Source organism: Phocaeicola sp. RTP21198st1_B8_RTP21198_201120, from assembly GCF_040929485.1.
Taxonomy (GTDB): domain Bacteria; phylum Bacteroidota; class Bacteroidia; order Bacteroidales; family Bacteroidaceae; genus Phocaeicola; species Phocaeicola dorei.
In genome coordinates this window covers 70,650-95,083 of the sequence record NZ_JBCOCI010000003.1, presented here as the reverse complement: position 1 = coordinate 95,083, position 24,434 = coordinate 70,650, and the positions used below count along the sequence as shown (strand labels likewise).

The following is a 24,434-nucleotide window of genomic DNA, read 5'->3' as shown; positions in this document are numbered from 1 at the left end:
CAATCATGTTTTTAGTGATACATTTATTTTCTGTCATGCCGCCTCGCCGGCCATAATCAGTCTTCTTTGGGCAATGAATCTCCGGTTCGCCCGGACGGATTCCATCATGGTCTGTGCCCTACGTGCCACCACCGATGTTTTCTCGCCCATGTGTCTGGCGATGGTACGGAACGAGCTGCCGGTCTCGTAAAACCGCAGCATGAATATCCTGTAATCCTCGTAGGAGAAGTGCCGCCTGAAGAATTTCTGTATGTCCCTTACCAGCCTGTCGCACCCGGTAAGCATCTCTTCCCGCTCATCGGTCTCTTCCGTGCAGTCCGCCTCACCCAGTCTTGAGAAATACTCGTCCCCGGGGTTGTCGTAACGGCTGTCTTCCCTTGTTCCCGATTGCAGGATTTTCCGATAACACCCGAAGAAGTAGGATTCCAAGTCCTCTATTCCGTTGTTTGAGAACATCACCTGCTTCCTGACTGCCAGATACGCGTCATGGAACGCGTCCTCGTTGATCTTTCCATAAAGGGACACGCTCTCTTTCAGTCTCGCGTATGAACGGCCAAACCATCCGTTGAATTCTTTCACGTCTTTTGTTGCCATATCCTTTGATTTTTATCTGTTAGACATCCGGCCTGCGGTGCAGGCACTCTTGTTTCTTTGTATGCTTTACAGCCGTTCTCCCGCCGGAAAGGTGTCAAGGCTCGGCTGGAAAAAATACCGGAGCGCGGAGCGTGAGGATGATTTTTTCCCAGCCGACCCGCAGGGCCCAGCCTTGCGCCCCGGTGGGGAACGGCTACCTTTGCTTCAAAGAAATAAGGGTGTCCTTTGAGGTTTCCACCTTTGATTTTTTCACCTGACGGTGAAAAAGAATGTCTATTGGAGACACGTGCCGTCCGGTTTGTAGGCGATTCCCGTTTTTTTATTTTCTTCGCTTCCGAAACGGTTTACGGGCACATGAATCCCTTTCAGATACCATCTGTCTGCCATTCCGTTTTTACAATAAAAAATCAATGTTAAACTTAAAATTACAGGAATATGGAAGTAGTGGTCATAGACAAGGCGACTTTCGAGAGGATGCTCTCGGAGTTCGAGAATTTCGCGGGAAAGGTGGAACGTCTCTACCGGGAACATGAGGATCTGGGAGAGAGGGAATGGCTTGACAGCGATGACGTGTGCAGGCTGCTCGGTATCAGTCCGAGAACCCTACAGACGATGCGGGAGAATGGGACGCTGGCTTACACCAAGATAAGCCACAAGGTGTATTACAGGCCGGAGGATGTGAAGACTGTCTTTCCCGTGGTGGAGATGAAACGGTGTATTGTAGCCAATAAAGGAAGAAATTGTAATACTGATACAGTTAATCATAAATATCGTGCTTATGAATGACAATGGCAACATCCGGCTGCTGACACCGGAAAACGACATGCGTGTGAGAGCCTTTTTCTCGTCGCTGGAAGACCTTTCAAAAAGGGTGGAGAAAATATGCGACAGCAACAAGCCGTCACTGGACGGGGAACGCTATTACAACGACAAGGAGCTGGCGGTGAAACTGAAGGTCAGCCGCAGGAGCCTACAGGATTACCGCAACAATGGCATACTGCCATATATCCGGGTAGGAGGAAAAATTCTGTATAGGGCTTCCGACATTGAACGGGTGCTGATGGACGGGTACAGGGAAGCGTACCGTTTGAATAGATGAACTTGAATCTACCCTCGTAAAGTTGCTTTTATTTCGTGAAACTACCTTCCGGGTATAGTAATCTACGTAGAAGTAACTTTCTTTATACAATGATGTCAAAACGAAAAGTAGTAAGAAAAACATCAATCCATTTTCTAAAGACCGTAACACTACTTGCTGTAGAACGGATAGGCATACTCCAAAACAGTGAAAAGACAGAAGTAAGGATGAAGGCTGACGGAGTATCTAGGCGATTTTTCTGGAGGGAGTGTAGTTTGCTGTCTGCCCGCTTCATCCAGCTTTCAAAAGCGATTTGGAAACAAGCAAAATTCTATATTCTTCTTGCTTTGTGGAACAAAAAGATTTAATTCTTGATTTCAATCTCTACTTGTGTGAGAAGTTCGGCTACAGAAACAGTTGTAGCGTGATGCAAAATGCCAAGGTGATGACTACAAGTATTATCAGATACTCGGTTTAAAATTTATCCATAAAGACCTGTTCGGGTAAGACAACTATGGATTGGCGATGAAAGACTTGAATATCTGATATTTGGTTTAAGGTTAAGGAGGGGATTTTCCTCTCCTTTTCTCTTTATATAGCAGATAATTTTATATCTTTGCAAACATATTGGTAATATAAAGATAATGCGATGGATAAACCCATGAACCGGATAAAAGAGGTGCTTGAAGAAAGAGGAATCAAGCAAATTTGGCTGGCAGAAAAACTCGGTAAAAGTTTCTGTATAGTCAATGCATACGTTTGCAACAGACGTCAACCCAGTTTAGAAGTATTGTTTGAAATAGCAAAGATTCTTCAAATTGACCCCAAAGATTTAATTGATAGTAAAGATTGATATATTATGGCTAAGACTCAAGACGAAATAAAAGAATTGCTTTCCACGAATTTATTTAAAAAGGGAATTGCGAATAATTATATTACTATCAACAACGATAATAGTTATATAACATACCATTGTAAGAATAATACAAAACGTAAACTCAGTAATCCAGAGGAATTTGTACAAGCAACAGCATATCTAAAACTTGTTATTGACTATAATTATTCGCCTCTGAATATATCTGTCAATGAAAATGTTCAAGTAGGTTCTTCAACAAAAGAAGCGGATATTCTTGTTTATAATGAGACAAATTCCAAAATCTTGATTGTAGTTGAATGTAAAGAGGAACAAATAAACGAAAGACAATTTCAAGTTGCAGTTGATCAAGCATATAGCTATGCCCATTCTTTGGCAAGTCAGTATATCTGGGTTACGTCTGGGATTAAAGATGAGTACTTTGAGATAGTTGAACTATATCCTGTAGAACGAATTAGCATCTCAGATATTCCCAAACGAGCGGGGAAAGTCGAAAGGTATAAATATGTAAAAGGTGCAAAAGAACCTCAGGCTGGGACACAAGCAGAATTGCGACAAAAGTTCAAATCAGCTCACGACGCTTTGTGGGGTGGCGGAGCTTTAGCTCCTACTACAGCTTTCGATGAATTGGATAAACTTATTTTCTGTAAAATATGGGATGAGAAATGGAGGGATAATGCACCAAAGACAAAAGGGGAACCATTTGCCTTTCAAATCATCTCTTATCCCGAGGACAAAGATGACAAACAAAACCTGAAAGCCAAAACGGAACTTGAAAAACGTGTTCGAGAATTGTATGAGCATGGACGAAAGAAAGACCCTGAAGTCTTCAAAGATGCCATCAAGTTGGATAAGCATAAGATATATACAGTCGTTCAGTATCTACAAGACATAAATCTTTCCAGAACAGATCTTGATGCAAAAGGGGTTGCCTTTCAAAGTTTCATGGGAGAATTCTTCCGTGGAGATTTCGGACAATTTTTTACGCCTAATCCGATTGTTGAGTTTATCGTTAATTCCATAAATATCGACAAGGACTGGAAAGTGCTTGACACATCCTGTGGAAGTGGTGGTTTCTTGCTTCATGCTTTAAAAGCAATTCGTGACGAAGCGAATGAAATATATGGTGAGGATGTAGAAAGTGCATCATGGAAAGATTATTGGCACGAGTTTGCGGAAAAACATTTATTCGGCATTGAAATCAACGAACAAATATCGCGCGTTGCCAAAATGAACATGATAATTCACGATGACGGTCATACAAACATCATTACCAATGACGGTCTTAAGAACAATAAAACATTGGAAATTGAAAATCGTAATCTTAAGTTCCAAGATGGGACGTTTGATTTGATTATGACCAATCCTCCATTTGGTTCCACTATTAAGGCAGACGAAGTAAACTATTATAAAGAATATGAGCTATTTGAGAAGAATCTTGGTATAACTGAGATAAAGGAGCGGATTGCAGATGACAACAATAAAAAGAAATGGCGAACCTCTCAAAGTACAGAAATTCTGTTTTTGGAGCGATGTTACAAATACCTAAATGAAGAAAACGGCTATTTGGCAATCGTTGTCCCTGATGGTATTCTGACAAATTCAACAAGTCAATATGTACGTGATTGGCTAGTAGAAAAATTCAGAATACTGGCTGTCGTTTCTCTACCACAGCATACATTCTCACACGTTAAAGCTGGTGTAAAATCTTCTATTTTATTTCTCAAAAAACATCCAAAGGTTGTGACTCAGAAATTTGAGAAAACGCTCAAAGATGTTAAGGCTATTGTGCAGAAAGAAAAATGCCTTGACAAGGAACAGCGCACAGAACGGATATTAGAGCTTTATAAGGAGCGGATTTTTCAGTTTGTTAATGACTATAAGGTGCTGATGATAGAAGTTGAAAATATTGGTTATGATGCTACTGGAAAGAAGATAGAAGGCAGTGAACTTCTAGAGGTGGCAATTAAAATAAAAGAATATATAGGAACGCTATAATTCATTTAAAAGAAATGGTGACAACTAATATCATACATATAAGTGATGCTATAAATAGCAGATTAGATCCGCATCAATTCAACCAGGAAAGAATGATAATGTTGAAACGAATTTACGCCTCAAGACAGTGGTGTAAATTAAAGGACATTGTTATTAATGTAAAAACAACGACCCAAACATTATCTGACAAAGATATTTACATAGGATTGGAAAATATTACAAGTAATACTGGTGAATATTTTCCCACAGAAGAAAAACAATCAATATCATCCGCAGCGGTGTTTAAGCGAGGCGATATCCTATTTCCAAAATTGAGGCCATATTTGAATAAAGTATATCGGGCAGAATTTGATGGAAAATGTTCTACAGAGTTTCATATTTTCAAGGCAAAAGGAATTAATCCAGACTTTCTCACCATTATTCTCCGTTCCAATATTGTACTTGCTCAAACAAAACATTTGATGACAGGTAATACCCTCCCAAGACTGCAAACAACAGATATAGAGAATTTAGTTCTTCCTATAATTCAACATGAAGAGCAAGAACGAATAATAAGAATATACAAAAAGGGATTAAACGATAAATTTGGAAATGATAAAAAGGCAAAACTATTATTAGGAGATATAGATTCTTTTATACTAAAGACTCTTGGAGTTATTCTGCCTTCAAGAGATACTTATGCCAAAAAAAACAAAGTTACACTATCTCAATTAATAGGCAATAGGTATGACCCTTATTACCATAATGAATACTTTGAAGAAGCATTTAAACATCTAAAAGAGACTTCCAATTACAACTTGGTAAGATTGAGAGATATTTCCGTATTGATAACAAGTGGTATTACTCCAAAATCAGGTGGTGATGATTATACTGATTCTGAACATGGTATAGCATTTATCAGAAGCGGGAACATTGACATAATGGGGGAAGTGGATTTTGATAATTTGTTATATATAAAACACGAAGTCCATGATACGCGAATGAAGTCATCAAAAGTACAAGAAGGTGATATAATGATTGCTATTGTTGGCGCAACAATAGGACAAGTGGGAATTTTCCATTCGTCTCGTGAAGCAAATATCAATCAGGCAATAGCTTTAGTACGCTTGAAAGATGGATATAATCCGGAATATATTAAGGAAGTTATCAAATCTTCAATAGGTCAGCTAAATCTTGATCGCCTAAAACGACCAGTAGCTAGAGCTAACATAAATCTTGAAGAAATATCTACAATGCTTATTCCTGTACCCGAAATAGAGGTTCAAGATGAGATAGTAAAAAGTATTGTTTCAATACGGCAACAAGCAAAACGACTTCAAAAAGAAGGAGTTGAATTACTTGAAAAAACAAAGCAGGAAATAGAAAACATAATATTAGGTAATTTATGAAAGAAGACATCTATTGCATTGCATGTCAATGCCAGACCATTATAAATAAACAAATAAAAGTTTCTCATAACAAAATTATAGATAAAATGTGTGGGGTTATTTACACAGATTACGACATTAATGGTGATATAAAACTATTAGAGACAAATTTGTTGTCTTTAGTAGAAAACACCAAAGTCAAATATCCAACAATATCCCAGTTATTACAGAAACATATAGAGCAATATGACAATGACAAAATTATACATTTAAGTGCGATTGAAGCTATTGTTGACTGTATCGTTTCTTTAGAAAAGAAAAATGTAAACAGTAAACGAATTTTCATAAGCCATTCGTCCAAGAATAAAGACATTGTTGAAAAATTTGTTGATTACATTTTACAATTCGGTATAGGAATAAAAGCCGAAGACATATTTTGCACTTCTATTGAAGAAATGGGAGTAAAAAATGGTGAGGATATTCGTAAACACATACAAACGAATATTCAAAATGTAGATTATTCATTCTTGATAATTTCTAAAAAATACAAGGCCAGCGAAATCTGTATTAATGAAATGGGAGCAGTATGGGCTTACGACAACAAAGTACGATTATATCTTTTACCTGATGTGAATTTTAACAAAATAGGTTGGTTGTACGACACACGAAAGGCGGAAATGATAAATTCATCTATAGCCTTAGATGCGCTACATAAGGAAATGATAGAATATTTTGGATTACCGGATAAGGAAATCTGGAGTCGCCAAAGAGAAGCATTTCTAAAATATATAAACAACATCAAGTAGAGATTATGGCAAAGTTAGAAGGAATAATATATAAGACATTTAATCATTATGTAGTGCTTAGAGGTTTCGCACCCATAAAGGATCTGGCCGCAATATCTCATAAACCAGATTCATATCAAAGAAATGCTTTGGACAATCATAAAAAAGAAATCGTTGAGTTTCTTGCAAATGGAGAATACAAGTATTTCCCTGAAATTACTCTTGCTTGCAGAGTACATGATTATGAGAACTTTGCAAGAAATATCGGTATTGATAATGCGGTAGATAGAGATGATGCCCAATTTGTTCCTGGATTAAAAGTTTTAAGTGAAAGACTCCCTTATGAGGGGTATCGGGCAAGACATGCTTATTTAATCAAAAGAACGAATACTGAATTAGTTAGGGTTGACGGGAATCATAGATTGGAACCTTTTGACAGTCCTGCTGATAGCGTTTGGACTGAAACAAATGCGGACATAAATGAGTTGAAAAAACTTATTGTGCCTTTTACTGTGATATTCTCAGCAGAAGAACAAGCGGACAAGTTTGAAGCTGGTATATTTCATAACATAAATTTTAAGCAAGAACCATTAAGACAAGAGGCAAGTTTGAAAATTATTCATGATTTGAATGTGTTTGACGATAAAGAAAATTTAGGGAAAGAATACCCAATTGCACTTCGCCTAATAGAACAAGTAAAGTCAGGACGATACAATGCGATTCCTTGGTTAAGGGTTAATGATTCTATTGACCAAGACTATTATCGTACTGCTTGTTTGAGAATCGTACAATTAATTAACAAGTTTATTCCAGAAATTAAAAAGGCATGCGAAGAAGAGCAAAAAAAGTTGCCAAGCACTCAAGCAAAATATGAAAAACTGGATTCGCAATTAGCTGAACTTCAAACATTGCATAATCAACTTGTAGAGAAATTAGATGATTTCAAATTTAGGAGCAATTATGATGTAACTTCACCAGAGTATAGGACACTGGAGAAAGATATTTATGGATATAGTTTGCAAGTACGCGATTTGCAAAATCAATACAATGGAGCAAAATACTCATTAGAAGTCAGAAAGAGTCAATTGAAAACTTATCAATCATTTCTCGACAAGGTGCAAGATGCAAACGCCATAGAACAAGCTTTAAATATAGTTGGACGAGAATATGAACAATTTGAGGGAAACGAATATGGGAATATTTCTTTCTTATGTGCAATGGTGTTTTATGCATTATTAGATAATAATCGACTTAAATCCTTTGTGTATTGGGCGAAGCAAAATGGAATAAACAAAATTGTTGATGCAGACGATTTGTCCGACGATGGCTCAGAGAACTTGGTAAATATGTTTGAGCGAATACATCAGACAAAAAGAAATGAAATATTCATATCAATGCAATTTGGGGATTCTCAAAGTGAATTGATATACGAAAAGATTGTTCGAGCAGTAGAGACATTTAATGCTAAACATCGCAATATAACATTGAATCCAAGACCTATTAGAATTGATAGAACCATTGAATCAAGCACATTTTCCATTCAAGATAGAATATTGGATGCTATACAGTCATGTAGTTTGATTATTGCAGATTTAAGTAGTGCCAACATTAATGTTTATCATGAAATAGGATATGCAATGGGGGTGGCACAATCTCACAATATGATTCCTAACATGATATTATTATATAAAGAAGACACTGACCACAATAAAGAGAGAAAAGATGTGGATAAATTTATTGGATTCAATCTAAGGAATTTGTCACAACTTCGTTTTAAGGATTATTCCCAGTTAGTTGATGGACTTGTAGAACGATTAGAAAAGCATTACGGTGTATAATTATGGGCAAAACAGTAACAACATATCTCATTGATGGAGACCCGAAAGGAACTCAATACGCATTCATTAGCAACAAGATTTGCCAAATGTTTGTCGTGCCACGTTCTAACCTCTCTTATTTGAATACACAAGAGAAGTTGCAAAAACCTGCGTTTTATATATTACTGGGCGAAGATGAATCAACCAAGCCACAGGCATATATAGGTGAAACGGAAAACTTTAAAGAACGTGTAAAAGACCACGACAGCAAAAAAGCGTTTTGGCAAAAAGCGCTCATATTCGTATCGAAAGATGCCGATATGACTAAAGTTGATGTGCAATACTTAGAGTATAAAGCGATAGCTGAAGCCAAGAAAGCAAACGCTTTTGTTTTAAGCGATAATAAACAAATCCCTAAAGCACCGAATCTACCAGAACATCAACAGGACTCAATAGATGAATTTTTCGAAGATGTGAAGTTTTTGGCATCATTTATCGGTTGCAATATCTTTGAAGTATCACAACCGAAGGAAGAACATTTGTTCTACACCAAAGGTAGAGGATGCAATGCAAAAGGCTTCTATAGTTCTGATGGATTCACAGTCCTAAAAGGAAGCATTGTTGCCCCAACAATGGTACCGTCTTTCAACTGGAAAGAAAAGCGAGAAAAGATGCTTCAAGACTACACCGCTAATGAAAACGGAATATTGGTATTGACATCGGATAAAACTTTTTCAAGTCCCAGTACTGCCGCAGATTTCTGTATTGGTAGCAGCAATAACGGCTGGTTAGTATGGAAAGATAAAGATGGAAATACATTAGATTCAGTTTATAGAAAACAGTTGTATTAATTTTAAAATATGGAAATAATAGATATTATTGCAATTCTAGGAGCACTAGCATGGTTACCACAAATATTTTTATGGATATATCATTGGCTACAAAAACCAAAAGTAAATGTATATCATGACGAAGAAGCTGAAGTTGGTTTCATCAAATTTGGTAATGCATTCAATATAAGGTTATCTTTTTTATCTAGGCATAAAAACGCCTTAATAGACAATATTGAACTAATTATCAAAGATAAAGATGGTGCGAATCATACATTTAAATGGATCTGGTATAGTGAAACTTTATATGAACTTCAAGCACCAGCCGGCAATGCTACAATGGCTAAACGGCAAAATGCAATAGCTATCAATGCGTATAAAGATGTTTTAATCGAAAAATTTGTAGGATTTCAATCGATATCCTTCATTGAAGAAAGGAAACAACTTACATATAAATTGAATTCATTCATTGAGAACCAAAAAATTGCAGGAGAGATTAATGTGGATATGGTAAAGCGTTCTAATGAATATAATCAACTATTAAGACTTTACAAAAATTCCATGATATGGAAAACAGGAGATTATCAAGCCATATGTAAAATACATATAGCTGATACAAATGAATATATCGAACATTTATTCCATTTTACATTGTCAGATATTGAAATTGATACACTTAAAAAGAATATTGGATTTGCAAGTAAAGTTATAGAAATAGAATTTATTAATGGACAACAACAATTAGAAGGTAGTTGGTTATGGGCTACACCAAGTATAAACAACCAAATTATAGCCCCATGATAAACTTCGACGAATACATCCAACAAGGCGAACCGCAAAAGCGTGAAAAAGGCTATGCGTGGCAAACGGCAATAGGACTTCAAGCGGTAGATGGCCTGAAGCCCTCCAAATATCTTATTGACACTGCTCGTAAGCATATTGAGGGGGATATAACCATTGATGAAGTACAACAACTTATCAAGAGTTACTACGATTCGAAAGATATTCGTACTGAAAAAGATAACGAAACGGAGGAAGCTGATAAAGTTTCTGCTAATATAACCAAGCTCTTGAACGAACGTTCGTTTGCTTTCACTGTAGCTGGATTGACTGCTATCCATCGACGGATATTTGATGGTGTATTCAAATTTGCTGGACAAATCAGAGATTACAATATTACTAAAAAAGAATGGGTGCTTCGTGGTGATACCGTATTCTATGTATCTGCTCCAGACATTCGGAGAGCCATCGAATATGACCTTGAACAAGAAAAGACGTTTGATTATACGGGGTTGGACATTTATCAAATAGCGAGCCATGTAACTCAATTCGTATCGGGATTGTGGCAGATTCATCCGTTTGGAGAAGGTAATACCCGAACTACAGCAGTGTTTGCCATCCAATATTTACGTTCGATGGGATTCAATGTTGAGAATGACCTTTTCGCTAAACACTCTTGGTACTTCCGTAATGCTTTAGTTAGAGCCAACTATCAAAACATACAAAAAGGAATCAAAAGGGAATCTGCCTATTTGGAACGATTCTTTCGCAACCTATTGATGGGAGAAAACAATGAATTGAGGAATCGTTTTATGATAGTCAATGCTCCCGAAGACATGGTCATCGCCACCCCGACAAGCACCCCGACAAGTACCCCGACAAGTACCCCGATAAGCTCAGAGAATCCATTACAGATAGATAATGAAAATATCATCCGGTTAATAAAAGCTATTGCGAACAATAGATTATCTGTCAAAGAGATGATGGCAGCCGTAGGATTAAAAGACCGTGAGAATTTTATGGAATACTCACTCAATCCAGCCATAAAAGAGGGATTTGTTTCTATGCTCTACCCCGACAAGCCTCGCCATCCCCGTCAGAAATATCTGTTGACGATTAAAGGATTGGCAGTGTATAATTCTAACTATATGCAAAAATGACAGACGAGAACTGCATTTTCCTTACATTCTATGTACTTGTAAAAACGGAGGTTGTCTGATAAAATGAATTATCACTGATAATCAGTGGTGTAAATATGCTGGTACGGCAGTGTCAATATTCTTGGCTATCCAACAGAAGAAGATAGTATTTTAAAAATTGCAGACATCAAACTTGCAAACGAACTTTTGGATGTCATTTACAACAATGGAGAGAAGCTTGTATGAAAACTCAAGAAGTAAGGAGAAATCGACAAAAGAGAAGAAGAAATAAAAAGTAGGAAGAAAATCATTCACTATGCTTTCTAAGGACAACACCCCAAGTGCAAAAGTTTTTGCCGAACAACGCTGTAGGAAAGCAGATAGCCGGACCGAATGCTGACAAAGTGACAAAGCACATCGAACTGGACAAAGGCGAATATTGGCAAGTGGTCGAAAAAACGGATTGATTTTTCTGGAGGGAGCGCAGTTTGCCGTCTGCCTTTTTCTTGGTGTTTCAAAAAATATCTCTCCTATGGAATATCAGAACAGCATACAGACCGGTAGCATCCTACTGTCAGTATGCTGTTTCTCTTTTGGTTGTTTTTATATCGACTTTTCCGTCAGTCGCTTGTTTCCGCTGCCGTCAGCGTCTATTGTACAGACGTGAAAGGGAAAAGGTTTTCGGGCTGAATACCCTTTGCCCGCAAAGGAAGATTCTGCCCGAAACGGCACGGCCGCCTGGCCTTTTCACTTTCAATAAAGTCTGTACTAACTTCCATGGACGGCGAGGGAACAGGCGACCGCGAAATGGTGGTTCTAATTAGAATCCGCTCCATTCTTACTTCTTCTTTCCATCAGCTTATCCATATCCTCGGAAATTTTATCATCGGTCACTTTGGCATAGCCTTGCGTGGTCCTGATGTTCGTGTGTCCCATCATTTTGCTGATACTCTCAATCGGCACACCTGCCGAAAGCGTCAAGGTCCCGAACGAATGCCTGCTCGCGTGGTAGCTGAGATTCTCTTTCACACCGGCCAATATGCCTATCTCATGGATGCAGTACCAAAGCCTGTTCCGATTGGGCAGAGGGAATACCGGCCTGCCGTCATCGGTTGTATTGTACAAGGACAATATCTGCTCGGCTACGGGGTGTAACGGTATAAAGGACTCGACATCGGTTTTCTTCCTGTTGATACGGATGAAGCGTCTTCCGTCCGCGGTTGTTCCAATATGCGAGGGATAAAGCCGTTTTACATCGACATATGACAAGCCCGTGAAGGCTGAAAAGATGAACGCTCTCCGGGTAAGCTCCTGCAACCTCTCCGGCATGGGCTGTTCCATAATCCGTTGAAGTTCCGCCCTGCTAATATGCCTCAGTTTGGAGTCGGGTTTCTTTTCGTATGTGACATCCGCAAGCGGATTGAAGCGGATAACCTCCCTGTCCACGGCAATATAGATAAGCCTGTTCAGCCATGTAAGGCAGTGGTTGATATGTCCCGCCCCGCAATCTTTGGATTTCAGGTAGAGCTTATAGCCCCAGCCGATGTCTTCGGTAATATCCTCAAAGGCGATGTCCCTCATACCCAGCGACAGCAGATACTCATGCAGGTATGACTGTGAGGATTTGGACTGGCGGTAAGAAGAGGTAGATTTTATCACTTCGGAACGGATTCTAAGTCTTTCCCGTTCCTCTTCCCCGGCTTTCAGCAATGTGACCGGGACGGCAGACACACTGGAAATCTCGTTCTTCAACATTTCTGCCGTGACCATGCCCGCATCCTTCAACAGCTTGTCATATGAGGCCTCTATTCTGGAGCGGAGTGCTTCAAGGAGGTTGTTCGTCCTTGCGTCCCTTACCTCTCCGGTCTTGGCTTTCCAGTCTTTGGGATTGCAGTAACAACCCGTGGCAAACACGCTGTTCTTGCCGTCAATGGTAATACGGCACATGATGGCGGTAGTTCCGTCCGCCTTGACCTTACTGCGGTTGATATAGTATAGAATTTTGAATGTACTTCGCATGATTGAATCGTTTTTTAAGGGTTAGAGAACAAGTTTCAGTTCCTTTGTCGCCTCGATATATTTGTCCATGTCCTCGAAAAGCTTTTTAGGGGTTACACGGGCATACACCTGGGTGGTCCTTATATCCGCATGCCCCAGCATCTTGCTGACAGTCTCGATAGGTACGCCGTTTTCGAGGGTCATGAGAGTCGAGAACGAGTGCCGCCCCATGTGGTAGGACAAACGTCCCTTGATGCCGGCTTTCATTTTGATGCTCGTCAGACACCATTTCAGGGCCTGGTATGGAATTACGGGAAACAGAGTCGGCCTTGTGTCATCACGATATTTTTCGATAAGAGCTATAGCTTCAGGCAACAGCTTCACACGGCTCAACTGCCCGTTCTTTCCCCGGCGGTATTTCAGCCACAATGCCCCGTTATCGTCCCTTGACAGGTTGTCGAGAGTGATAGCTACCACATCCACGTACGAGGTTCCGGCATAACAGGCGAAAAGGAACATGTCCCTGACAATGGAGTGTTCCGGGCGGCATCCGGTAAGCTCTATATCCCGTATCTTCTCGAAATCCTCCTTGCTTAATGCTCTTGGAGCTGTTTCCTTCTGCTTGGGTAATTTGTAGTGTTCAAAATAATATTTGTCCGAATATCCCTCCTTGAAGGCTATGCGGCAGATCTTCTTCAGGATAGCCAGGTAATGGCGCACTGTCTGGACGCCCAGGCCTTTCTCTATCACGACAAACTCCTGAAATTCCCGGATGAATTGCTCGTTGAGCTGGCAGAAAGCAAGGTCGGATACCTTGAACCTGCTGCTGACGAAATCAGCGAGACGGTTGCGGGTGTAAAGGTAGTTGGGCAAGGTGCGGTGAGACACATCAATGCCTACACGTGCCCTGATTTCCTCGATATGCCTGTCAAAGAGTTTGAGCAAGGTCATCTGCGTATCCTTGCTGCCTTGAAAGGCTTCCTTGACTGCTGTCGCATCGAAATCGGTCTTTCGTTCCAGAAGGGAATCGAATGCGGAGTTTACAGCCAACAGCAGCCTGTCGATTCTTGCGTTGACTTCCACCGCCTCCTTGCTCTTGCCGTTCAGACGGCTTTCCCGGGGATTCCACAGTTCGGGAGTGCAGGAGAGCTTGCAGCTGAACTGCGCCATCGTCCGGTTAACGGTGATGCGTCCCATTATCGGGGCTTTGCCCGACTTGTCCAGTCCGCTCTTTTTGAGGTAGAGCAAAACCTTGAATTTTTCTACTTTCATACGCTTATATTTTTAGTGGCAAATTTACCTGTTTTATAAGCGTTCTTCGATATGCAAAACTATGACAATCAGTGTAATATATCGCTGGCTTAAATTATTTGATCCGCTCTTCGTTACCTTATCCCTACCGGTAACAGCCCTGCTAACGATTTGGTAACCGAGTATCTTCAATAAGCCTCGCTTTTTTGCTTTTCCTTTATGTGGAAGAATATAGAGAAATGCTTAATTACCAATAGATTGCGTTGCGCTTTCTTTTCGTTTCCATTACTCATATTACTTCTTTCCTTCCATCAGGCAAGGCATTCGTTCGCAACCATCTTAAAAAAGTCTGGAGTAAATATAGGAATTATATCGCAAGCATTGGGACACCAAGACATCAAGACCACCCAAATATACCTAAGTCAATTTGATAATGAACAGGTGGATGATGCCATGAAGAATCTGCTCTAAGCCAATAATTCCCCACTTGTAGCAATGCAGGTGGGGATTATTTTTTAACTTTGTCCTAAACTAATAATTATGGAGCAACTAAAGGAAGATTATATAAGCATTGACACCCGTCTGGAATACATGGAAGCCATAGCCATAAAATATGTTCCAGACGTAGATATAGACCCATCCACAGGAGAAAGATACGTCTGTGGTACTACTGCCTTACCTATATTCATAAGGAGATGCAATCAGAATAAACTACATGGTAACTTCACATACGAAGATTATATAGCCCATGAGGATATACAGAATACTCTGAAAGGTTTGGGAGTTGATATAGATAAGTTCTGGTTTCTACTCCTGTTCATCTTTGACTATACTTGTGGCACGTGTTTGGATGGAATGAAAGCCACAGGCATTGGAATAGAACAACTAACCAAATTCGCTAAAGCCATAGCTGACAACCATAAGGAGATTAACCAATTTGGAGTAAGTTTTAAAAAGCCTATCACTGTCTCTGTAAAGATAGAGGGCAAGCATCAGATAGTAATTGATAATGAAAATGCCATAGGATATTTGGCTGCTACCATTGCCAATAACTTAAAGGAGATGGAAGAACACCCTTGGATGCAAAGCCAGCAAGTCAGCATAAGCACCCACGCAGAAGAAAAGGAATCCGTTCAGATATGGTTGTTCTATAAGATGTTCAATGACTTCTTCAATTTAGAGCCATATAACAAGCAGTTTAATGTCAGACAGAAGAAAGGAAGTACCATATCACTTAGCAAGACATTACTCATATCAAGACTTATCTACTTCACTAAGCTATCTACGAACAAGAATTTCTCAGAGGATGAATTTACTTTAAAAGGCTATATCAAGCAATATAAAGACAAAAGAATTGATACAGCGAATAGCATATACTTCTAACAATACATTGATAACCAATACAGTCCTGCTTCATACCATTAAGAGGGTACAGAAAGCAGGACTTTTTTTCTCTCTTTTAATCCTACCATTATATCCCATCTTTGCACCGTCAAAACGATAGCGAACGAGCCAATAATTAAGAGGGGAAGTAAAACCACTCATTAATTTCTCTCTTTTAATCAGCCCAGAAGCCAGTAGTTTTGCAGCGTAATCAGATAACCAAGTGTACATAGGTTTGAGGATTACACTGAATTAGTAATAACAACTTAAAAAATAAATTACAATGGAAAATTTAAATTTAAATGCAACAGAGATGGTAAACAACAGTGTAGAATCAAACAACGCAACTATGGGTAACGTAGAGGAACTGACTAAGGTTTTGAAACAAGAAGAAAAAGAATTACAGCGTCTCATTAAGAGAAATGCAGATGAAGCAGTGATAGCAGCACAACAGAATGTCGTTGATAAGACTAAAGCCAAGTTGGAACAGGCACAGGAATTTGAGAAAGAATCCAATGAGAATATAGGCAATGATTTCCTTACATTCTCAATAGTCAATGAAGAAACAGGTGCAAGAGTAGAACAGCAGAAGAAGATAGCATTCGTAAAGAACAATAGACCTGTAAACCCCAAGAAGGTAGATAGCTTCATTGCTCTAATAGCTGCAAATAAATATGAGAAGGCATTTCCTATTATTGTAGTGGAAGCAGCAAAGCTGATTGAAGCAGGTTACACTGTTACTGACATCAAAGGCAGGGAATTGACTAAGGAAGAAGCTGCGGACTATCTCGTTATTCTTGACGGACAGCACAGATGCACAGCATTCGCCAAGCTGGTAGCAACAGGCAAGTACACTGAAACCATTCCCAATGTTTATGTAAGGGATATTGAGAATGTAGGTGAATACTTGGTAGATATTAATAATGTAGGCAGCAGTTGGGATAAAAAAGACAGATTAGTTGTAGCTTCTTTGACTACTAAAGATGAACTATTCCAAAATGTAGCAGAATTGTTAAACGAAGGGTTCAATCCAACCACAGCCATGTTGATTTACACAGGTAAGAGCTTATCTGACAAACAAGTGAGCAAGGCTTTAAAAGGTGAAGAAATAACCCTCCCAAAAGGTACAGAAATTAAAATTGAAAGAGGTAACAGGTTCATCAACTTATGCAAGGCTGCCAACATGAGCGTCAGTTTCATTACCAAACGTTACTTCATCAAAGACTTCAACAGTTATGCCAAATCCACAAGCGAAGAACAAGCATTTGAAGCATTAAACAAATTGAAAGAGCTGAACTATACAGAAGCAAATTGGAAAGAAATTAAAGAAGAAGATGACTTCATAGAAATACTGAAAGAAGCTCTGGAAGCATAAGAGACCAATAGCAAAGCCCATCTGACAGGTGGGCTTACTCTCCCCAAGCTATTAGATATTCTGAATAGCATAAAGTCTGATTCTTGAATGTGTGGTCTTATCATTAGTTCCTCACCTATGGAATTACTACTTTTACAATACCATAAGCAGATAACCCCACCACACAGATTGACAGACTACAAACTATTCAGAATATCTAAAATGGAAGAATTTACCTATGAGCAGATAAGGGCTAAGGCTCTTAAACAGGGAGTGAAAGATAACAAAGTTCATATTGGATTATGGGCTAATCTTAATAACTATCTAAAGACAAGGAGAAAGAAGAATGGAAAGGTTACTACCTATTATATCTCATTACAGAAGCTGGCTTATTAACTCATTAATATTTAAACTGACATGATAATTCATCTACCAACAGGGAAGAAGTTCCATAACAGGAAAGAAGCCAAGATATACTTTGGGACTGCCTACTATTATAAGATGGAACGGGAGAAGAAAGATTTAATGTTTACCAATAATGTTCAATCAGCTACTAATGAATATGAAGATACCTCAAAGACACCTGCAAAGCAGGACAAGTAACATTAGGCAGGACTATGCCACCATTAATAAGTCAATAGTGGATAAGCTCAATCCACCCAATCTATACAGATTCTTCTGTCTGTCCTTATATAGAAATGACTATTATAAGGTCAGATGGAGAATTAAGGATTTAGCCAAACGGACAGGAGAGAATGAGAATGCACTAAAAAACTTCAATAAAGATATAGAAGCAGTGTTGGTTAGAAAGAGATACCCTGCACCAATCAATCATCCTATATATGAATTTACAATGAGAAGCCTTTACTGCATCCCACCCATAGACCGCCCCAACTTTATAACATTGTCCTACCTCTTTATGAAAGTGGATTTGGATATTAAAGTGAAAGGCTATTATATCAAGCTTCTATTGATAGCAGAAGATAACAAGATATTGCTTTCTTCTAATAAGTTGGCAAGTAAATTAAAAATGGGCAAACCAAGTGTGGAAAGTTACAATTTGGATTTATATGGTGCTGGTCTATTGAAGTTTTTACCCAAAGGGATAGCACTTACCCCAAAAGAACTACTATTAGACAATGATATAGCCAAACAACGTAAGGAGTGGAATCCCACCAACTCAAAAAACGTGTTTAAGATAGGCTTCAAGTCCAAATAACAGGCAAGCAGGATTTTTCGTACTGTTTATTATTATATTAATAAATGGTACGAATAATCCCAAGTCTGCCTTATTCTGAATTTAGAAGCATCTAAAGTTGAATTTCTACGATAAGGGTAAGCAGCCATTATGAATGCTACTTCGTAATGGCAATTTAAAACCATCAGAATAATGCACAAGACACCCCTACCCACATAAACACCCCCTTATAGCCCTTAAATAAAAAAGAATGCTTTAACAATGCAGTCTAAAAGCTGACAGGAATAAGCATTCTTTTTTAAATCAGAAAAGGGTACAATGTACTATTGCCACAGCCAACCAATATTTTACTATTGCTCTCAACTTCCTTTGATTGAATATTTAGGGAAAGACATAGAACAGCCTAAGACGCAAGCGAAGTAATTCACTTGTGTTTTGGGCTTGTTCTTGTTAAATCCATTCAATCAATAACCATTTAATTCAATTTCATTATGAGAGATTTAGTTATTATGCCAGCTATGGCACAGCGTAGAGAATCATTAAACATGGGTGAGTTTGCAGAAGAAGCAATCATTGCGGAAGAAGTTGCAGCACCCAAGAGAGTAAACCACTTCATTGAAGCCAACACGCAGGAAGTAACCTTGCAGCACCTACAACAAGACTGCATCATTCCAAGTTTCGCATCAATGGAGGAAACCATAAGCCACCAATCCTTTATTGGTGCAGTAGTGGATGCAGCCAAGGATTATTTTCATGGGGAGCAGTTTGATATGCCAGAGATTAGAATCTCACACCCTATCAATGGCAGAATCCCAAGTGCATTAGGAAAGAAAGCATCTGAACTGACAGACGCAGAGAAAACTTTGTTCTATCAGAGGATGTGCTTCTGCTTTGAAATCCCGTCTATTGTACATGATGAATACGGTAATCGTTTGGCATTATCCATTGGTGGAGTGAGGGCATATAACGAGATTAACCTGTACAGTAAGAAATCTGTGGAGAGATTTAAAATCTTCATAGGCTTTCGTAATCGTGTGTGTTCAAATTTAATGCTCACCACTGACGGCTTGCAGGATAAGGTTGAAGTCCTAAACGTACAGGAACTATATGCAGCAGCATTGAATCTGTTCCATGCTTACAACCCATCCAAAGACCTGCATCTGTTAAGGACACTTGGGCAGATGTCAATCTCCACAAGCGAGTTCTGTCAGATAATAGGCAGGATGAGGTTATATCAAGCTCTTACACCCAACCAGCAGAAACGCTTACCTCGCCTATTATTGGGGGACAGCCAAGTTAATGCAGCTTGCAGGGCTTTTGTTTCTGATGCAAACTTCAAGAGTACAGGGGACAGCATTACAGGTTGGCAGTTACTTAACTTGCTCAATGGCTCTGTGAAGTCAAGTTACATAGATAACTTCTTGGAGAGGAATCTTAACTGTACAGAGTTTGTACAAGGCATCCAGCGTGCCAAATTAGGAGATAGTGAATACGCTTGGTTCTTGGGCTGAGTGGATTGTTGATTGAGAGAGGAAAGGGCATCATTAACTTGGTGTCCTTTCTCTATTTTATGAACTGTTTAAAACTACATGGATTATGGAATTACAAAATTCTCGTGAATACAAAGCTGCACAAGAGTTAGAACGTGCGCTTAATGATATGGGTTGGAATCCAACAAGATTTGCTGAAAGTGTTAGTCACTACCACCGCACTCTACAACAAGAGTTGATGAAAACCATTGTGGCAATCATTAAAATGGTAGGCGATGATAATTATGGTATAGACCTCAGAAATCAAGCATCGCATGAATTATGCAGAAAGATTATTGACAGTGGTGCATTGGATGATACATATCTGCCTTTTATCTAAAAGGACAGAAAGTAATATGCAAAAGGACTGCTATTCAGTTGGTTGTCCTTTTTTTTATATCTACCAATTTATTAAACATTGTACATTATGAATATAGATTATACTGTGGGTGAAGTGGAACTAACCTACAAACCCAAATTCAAAAACCTGCATAAAATTGTCAGTTCTGAGGATGCTTATCAATACTTGCTTCCTACATATAAGGAAGGTACAATCTGTTACAAAGAATATTTCAAAGTCTTGTTTCTAAACCAATCCAACCAAGTTTTAGGCTATACGCTCATATCAGAGGGCGGAATTACTGAAACTTGTGCTGATGTCAGAGTGATTCTACAAGCTGCATTACTTACTAATTCAGTAGCCATTATTCTTGCACATAACCACCCAAGCGGTAATCTGAAACCAAGCAGGCAAGATATGGAAATAACTAAGCAGGTCAAGGATGCTGCAAGACTTATGAGAATTTCAGTAATAGACCACCTCATACTTACAGATGCAGGATATTACAGCTTCGCAGACGAGGGTACATTATAATAAGGTAAAGGGCACTCAATTTCTAAGTTGGGTGTCCTTACCATATTCACTTTCATTATTAGTGAATGTTTGTTTGATTATCAATGCTTTAATTATTGACGGTCTAAATAAACATTCACTTCTATTCATTTGCTTATAAAACAGAACATTATGTCACTTAAATATTCAAGCACAACGGCAGACTATCTTGTTTGGTCTGATGCAATGAACCTCATAAGAAAATTGGCAAAGGATGAGAATTATAAAATCTCACTTCTTATAGCTTTGGGATGCTTCACAGGATTAAGAATATCTGATATTCTATCTCTAAGGTGGAAGCAGATATTAGGTGCTGACGAGTTTACAGTAATTGAGAAAAAGACAGGCAAGGTAAGGACTATCAGACTGAACCTTGGGTTACAGCAGCATATTAAAGAGTGCTACGGGCATATAAATCCTGTTGGAATCAATGCGCCAATTCTTATAAGTCAGAAAGGCACTATCTTCACAGTCCAGAGAATCAATATCATTCTTAAAGAGGTCAAGAAGAAGTACAAGTTAAAGATTAAGAACTTTAGCTGCCATTCACTTAGAAAGACTTTTGGAAGACAGGTCTATAACATGAACAGTGATAACGCTGAACTTGCTTTAGTAAAACTGATGGAACTGTTCAACCATAGTTCTGTTGCCATTACTAAAAGATACTTGGGGTTAAGGCAGGAAGAAATATTACAGACTTATGACTGTTTGAGCTTCTAATGACAGGCAGGACAAATTTAGAGCAAGGTCAGTCTTATATACCCCAATCTGAATTTGTCCTACCCTCTAATTCAGACGGAGATATTAACTTTAGCTTTATAAATCCATGTGGGTAACAATTTCTAAGATTCAGTTCTTATAAGGGAAATTATCATTTTGATACCCACATGGATTTACAGAGTTCAGATACAATTCTGACTAAATATTTTATGCGGACTATGTTTTGTGGCAGAATCTACTATTTATCTTCACCTCATGCTCATTTATTTAGAACCTTTCGTTATCTTTGCAACCAATTTCAACGAACTAATAAGATAGGGAGTTGGAAGGACATATTTAACGAAAGGTGTTATTGAAATTATCTTCTTAGATTAAACTTCGCAACTTTAATTTTAGCATGAAGATGATAGCAATAGCACCCACACATTTGATATATATTCATCGCTTAGGTGAACTATATACCTCTTGGTGTGGGGCTATTGTTTTATCCATGCTAAGGGTAATGCGAAGACCTAATCTAAGGATAAGACAGATATAGTTCCCACACCTCTTTTATTTTAACTGCTTATCCATAGGGAACAGATAGGCACAATACCATTATTATGGAATTAGTTGATAGTTTAAGTGCCAAAAGTCCCCTATGCTATGATACAGGGTGTAGATTATATATGCCCTCATCATTCTTAGAGAAATCCTTTAAATTGCCATATATCGAATATACTACAAAAGGCAGAATAAGTAAAAAAGAACGAGAAGAACAATACATTTTAAAAGAATGGGATAAACTAAGATTTTTATACCGCTGCATGAATCAATGTACAGACTTTTACTTATCTCAAAATGAAATAGATTATTTATTATCTGATTCTTTCAAGACTTTATGTAGCATATTTCAAAAAGCATCCCCTCCTGTCATTGATGACGATGGATGCTTACTCGTAAAATCTTTTGACGAGCCACCAAGAACCTATGTTCCTATAGCTAATCACATGGGAGAATATTGCAGATATAAAATAGAATATCTGCCAGAAGAGGGTACATTATATGTTCAAACTACTAAGAAAGGAGATACTAAGAGTGAAATTAGAAATCTTAAAGTTGAATGCCCATTCGAGTTTTATAAATATCTACAAATATATTGGGGCATAGCATATATTGAATACCTGTCTGATGGGTGTGAATATAATTGTTGCCCCAAATATGAGACACGCAGAATCCATGACGCTATAGATAGAGGAATGATTAAAGTAATAAAATAAATATAATAACAATGAAAACATTTAGATTATTAGCAACCTCATTATTGGTTGCATTAAGCATGGGATTTACTTCCTGTGGAGATGATGAGTTGGATGTTACCCCCGCTCCCCCTATCAATAACATAGAGGATGAATCCACCCAAAGAGATAAGATGTTTGATGAATATATAGGAGATTACTCCAATATAACATGTAGATTTTGTCAAGCTGGTGAATCATCTATTCTTTTTACAGGATTGAAGAATAAACATTTATGGTTCGCAGAATACGAAACAGCAACCAGAGGCATCAAATTTGAGTGGACTGATATAGAAGAAACTGATACTATTCAAAAAGTCTATAAGGGATATGGAGAATATGAAACCATCAAATTAGATAACATCTTCCCTCTATTTCATAAAAAGACTACCGCAGGTAATATTGTAACATTGGCTTTAAATGGATACCGTCAGAACATCTTTACTTTTAATGGCAGGACAAAACGTAATCAACTCCAATCTGACCCAAATAAGAACAAGGTGGCTTACAGTTGGTTTCAAGAATCTGTCTTTATAGGCAATTGCTGCTATTCAAGTGAAGGGGATACTGTCTATGTAGCCATGAAACAACCTGAATTCGACAGTCACGGTATGCCTGCTGAAACGGAGCTGATTTCTTATGAAGAAGGAATAAGATTTCTAACTGGCTACTTAGAGGATGTCTCTGCTGAGAATATCTCAATTAGTAAATACAACTATAAGGATGCTAAATCTGTTTGGGTAACTCGGATTGTTCCCCCCTTTGATGTAACTTCTGATGCAAAGAGAGTTCTTACATTAACTGGTAACACAACCAATATTTGGAATTATAAATGTGAAGTAACATTTTACGATGGCACTAAGAAGGACTTTACATTTAAAATCAATATAGATAATGGTAAGATTGTTACTGACGAAGTAAAGGTTACAGGCATATCAATTAATGAGCAATCTGTTAGTCTAAAGCAAGGTGAAACATTCCAATTAATAGCTACTGTACAACCCGATAATGCAACCAACAAGAAAGTTATATGGAGCAGTTCCAATGAAGCTGTTGCAAGTGTAAATCAAGATGGTTTGATAACAGCCAATTCAGTAGGTGAAGCGAATATCACAGTAACAACAGAAGATAGCGGTTTCAGTACGACTTCAATTGTTATTGTGACAAAAAAGCAGGACGATTACACGTCTTTAATTATAGGCAAATGGAAAATGACAAGCGGTGATGCAGTTGCCACCCATGTTACTTACAAGGGTGATGGTACATTTGAGTACACAAGTGCAGAAGTTAGCTCCTACAAAGAAGTAGGTAAATACAAAATAGATGGTAACAAACTCTATGAAATGTACAGTGACGAAGATGAATGGGCTATTAGTGATATTCTGTTACTTAATTCTATGACCTTATCAGTACAAGAGTTGGAAGCAGATGGTGTAACACCCAGTGGTAAGAAATTCTCTTATCAAAGAGTGGAGTAAAAGACTTATTCCAACGTTTACTAAAACAGAATAGAAGCAGCATTTGAGGAAACTCTTATGCTGTTTTTCTTTATTTGGGCAGCTATCTTTAC

General features: G+C 38.3%; 23 protein-coding genes and 1 pseudogene. 21 read left to right on the top strand and 3 right to left on the bottom strand.

The features are described from left to right. Nucleotides 1-33: 33 nt before the first annotated feature. Complete coding sequence (locus AB5935_RS02945; protein WP_038611087.1) at nucleotides 34-594, bottom strand: helix-turn-helix domain-containing protein; 561 nt, start codon at nucleotides 592-594, stop codon at nucleotides 34-36. Between the two features lie 435 nt (nucleotides 595-1,029). Between AB5935_RS02945 and AB5935_RS02940 the strand changes: the two genes are divergently transcribed. The 10 genes from AB5935_RS02940 (at nucleotide 1,030) to AB5935_RS02895 (ending at nucleotide 11,283) form a co-directional block, all read left to right on the top strand. Beyond that, a complete protein-coding gene (locus AB5935_RS02940; protein ID WP_007831911.1) occupies nucleotides 1,030-1,380 on the top strand; it encodes a helix-turn-helix domain-containing protein in 351 nt (116 codons plus the stop codon). Continuing rightward, entirely contained in the window at nucleotides 1,373-1,693 is a 321-nt protein-coding gene (locus AB5935_RS02935) for a helix-turn-helix domain-containing protein (RefSeq protein ID WP_038611090.1), read from the top strand. The genes AB5935_RS02940 and AB5935_RS02935 overlap by 8 nt, the downstream gene beginning before the upstream one ends. A gap of 628 nt (nucleotides 1,694-2,321) precedes the next feature. Then, nucleotides 2,322-2,525, top strand: a complete 204-nt coding sequence (locus tag AB5935_RS02930) for a helix-turn-helix domain-containing protein (protein ID WP_038611095.1) — start codon at nucleotides 2,322-2,324, stop codon at nucleotides 2,523-2,525. 6 nt (nucleotides 2,526-2,531) lie between these two features. Beyond that, nucleotides 2,532-4,544: a restriction endonuclease subunit M gene (locus tag AB5935_RS02925; RefSeq protein WP_051926301.1), complete on the top strand. Its 2,013-nt coding sequence runs from the start codon at nucleotides 2,532-2,534 to the stop codon at nucleotides 4,542-4,544. Between the two features lie 14 nt (nucleotides 4,545-4,558). Continuing rightward, nucleotides 4,559-5,932, top strand: a complete 1,374-nt coding sequence (locus AB5935_RS02920) for a restriction endonuclease subunit S (RefSeq protein ID WP_051926302.1) — start codon at nucleotides 4,559-4,561, stop codon at nucleotides 5,930-5,932. Continuing rightward, nucleotides 5,929-6,717, top strand: coding sequence for a toll/interleukin-1 receptor domain-containing protein (locus AB5935_RS02915; RefSeq protein ID WP_038611098.1), 789 nt, complete (start codon nucleotides 5,929-5,931; stop codon nucleotides 6,715-6,717). Before AB5935_RS02920 ends, AB5935_RS02915 begins: the two co-directional genes overlap by 4 nt. A gap of 5 nt (nucleotides 6,718-6,722) precedes the next feature. Next, on the top strand, nucleotides 6,723-8,534 hold the full coding sequence (locus AB5935_RS02910; protein WP_038611101.1) for a hypothetical protein: 1,812 nt from the start codon (nucleotides 6,723-6,725) through the stop codon (nucleotides 8,532-8,534). A 2-nt stretch (nucleotides 8,535-8,536) separates the two neighbouring features. After that, nucleotides 8,537-9,364, top strand: a complete 828-nt coding sequence (locus AB5935_RS02905) for a GIY-YIG nuclease family protein (protein ID WP_038611104.1) — start codon at nucleotides 8,537-8,539, stop codon at nucleotides 9,362-9,364. A gap of 9 nt (nucleotides 9,365-9,373) precedes the next feature. Then, the gene (locus AB5935_RS02900) at nucleotides 9,374-10,144 is read left to right on the top strand and encodes a hypothetical protein (RefSeq protein WP_038611107.1); all 771 of its coding nucleotides are present in this window, start codon (nucleotides 9,374-9,376) and stop codon (nucleotides 10,142-10,144) included. Beyond that, the gene (locus AB5935_RS02895; protein ID WP_038611111.1) at nucleotides 10,141-11,283 is read left to right on the top strand and encodes a Fic family protein; all 1,143 of its coding nucleotides are present in this window, start codon (nucleotides 10,141-10,143) and stop codon (nucleotides 11,281-11,283) included. The genes AB5935_RS02900 and AB5935_RS02895 overlap by 4 nt, the downstream gene beginning before the upstream one ends. A 795-nt stretch (nucleotides 11,284-12,078) precedes the next feature. On the opposite strand, the gene AB5935_RS02890 is transcribed toward AB5935_RS02895, so the two are convergent. Then, nucleotides 12,079-13,281, bottom strand: coding sequence for a site-specific integrase (locus AB5935_RS02890; protein ID WP_038611114.1), 1,203 nt, complete (start codon nucleotides 13,279-13,281; stop codon nucleotides 12,079-12,081). 21 nt (nucleotides 13,282-13,302) lie between these two features. Continuing rightward, nucleotides 13,303-14,532, bottom strand: a complete 1,230-nt coding sequence (locus AB5935_RS02885; RefSeq protein ID WP_038611117.1) for a site-specific integrase — start codon at nucleotides 14,530-14,532, stop codon at nucleotides 13,303-13,305. A gap of 291 nt (nucleotides 14,533-14,823) precedes the next feature. Here AB5935_RS02885 and AB5935_RS02880 point away from each other — a divergent pair. From AB5935_RS02880 to AB5935_RS02830, 11 genes and pseudogenes are all read left to right on the top strand, one after another. After that, a pseudogene (locus AB5935_RS02880) lies at nucleotides 14,824-14,982 on the top strand (tyrosine-type recombinase/integrase); the annotation flags it as partial. Nucleotides 14,983-15,051: 69 nt separating this feature from the next. Further along, on the top strand, nucleotides 15,052-15,894 hold the full coding sequence (locus AB5935_RS02875) for a hypothetical protein (RefSeq protein WP_038611122.1): 843 nt from the start codon (nucleotides 15,052-15,054) through the stop codon (nucleotides 15,892-15,894). A 283-nt stretch (nucleotides 15,895-16,177) separates the two neighbouring features. After that, entirely contained in the window at nucleotides 16,178-17,269 is a 1,092-nt protein-coding gene (locus AB5935_RS02870) for a hypothetical protein (protein ID WP_120053230.1), read from the top strand. A 396-nt stretch (nucleotides 17,270-17,665) separates the two neighbouring features. Then, on the top strand, nucleotides 17,666-17,851 hold the full coding sequence (locus tag AB5935_RS02865) for a hypothetical protein (RefSeq protein WP_120053233.1): 186 nt from the start codon (nucleotides 17,666-17,668) through the stop codon (nucleotides 17,849-17,851). Further along, nucleotides 17,811-18,467 (top strand): hypothetical protein, encoded by a 657-nt coding sequence (locus AB5935_RS02860; protein ID WP_038612557.1) that lies wholly within the window; start codon nucleotides 17,811-17,813, stop codon nucleotides 18,465-18,467. The genes AB5935_RS02865 and AB5935_RS02860 overlap by 41 nt, the downstream gene beginning before the upstream one ends. Nucleotides 18,468-18,937: 470 nt before the next feature. Then, nucleotides 18,938-19,957, top strand: coding sequence for a DUF3871 family protein (locus AB5935_RS02855; RefSeq protein WP_038611127.1), 1,020 nt, complete (start codon nucleotides 18,938-18,940; stop codon nucleotides 19,955-19,957). An 85-nt stretch (nucleotides 19,958-20,042) separates the two neighbouring features. After that, nucleotides 20,043-20,315: a hypothetical protein gene (locus AB5935_RS02850; RefSeq protein WP_038611130.1), complete on the top strand. Its 273-nt coding sequence runs from the start codon at nucleotides 20,043-20,045 to the stop codon at nucleotides 20,313-20,315. 87 nt (nucleotides 20,316-20,402) lie between these two features. Continuing rightward, entirely contained in the window at nucleotides 20,403-20,849 is a 447-nt protein-coding gene (locus tag AB5935_RS02845; RefSeq protein ID WP_038611135.1) for a RadC family protein, read from the top strand. Between the two features lie 150 nt (nucleotides 20,850-20,999). After that, nucleotides 21,000-21,587: a tyrosine-type recombinase/integrase gene (locus tag AB5935_RS02840; RefSeq protein ID WP_038611138.1), complete on the top strand. Its 588-nt coding sequence runs from the start codon at nucleotides 21,000-21,002 to the stop codon at nucleotides 21,585-21,587. Nucleotides 21,588-22,189: 602 nt separating this feature from the next. Beyond that, nucleotides 22,190-22,846, top strand: coding sequence for a hypothetical protein (locus tag AB5935_RS02835; protein WP_038611141.1), 657 nt, complete (start codon nucleotides 22,190-22,192; stop codon nucleotides 22,844-22,846). Nucleotides 22,847-22,857: 11 nt separating this feature from the next. Beyond that, nucleotides 22,858-24,342, top strand: a complete 1,485-nt coding sequence (locus tag AB5935_RS02830; protein WP_051926303.1) for an Ig-like domain-containing protein — start codon at nucleotides 22,858-22,860, stop codon at nucleotides 24,340-24,342. The last annotated feature ends 92 nt before the right edge of the window (nucleotides 24,343-24,434 follow it).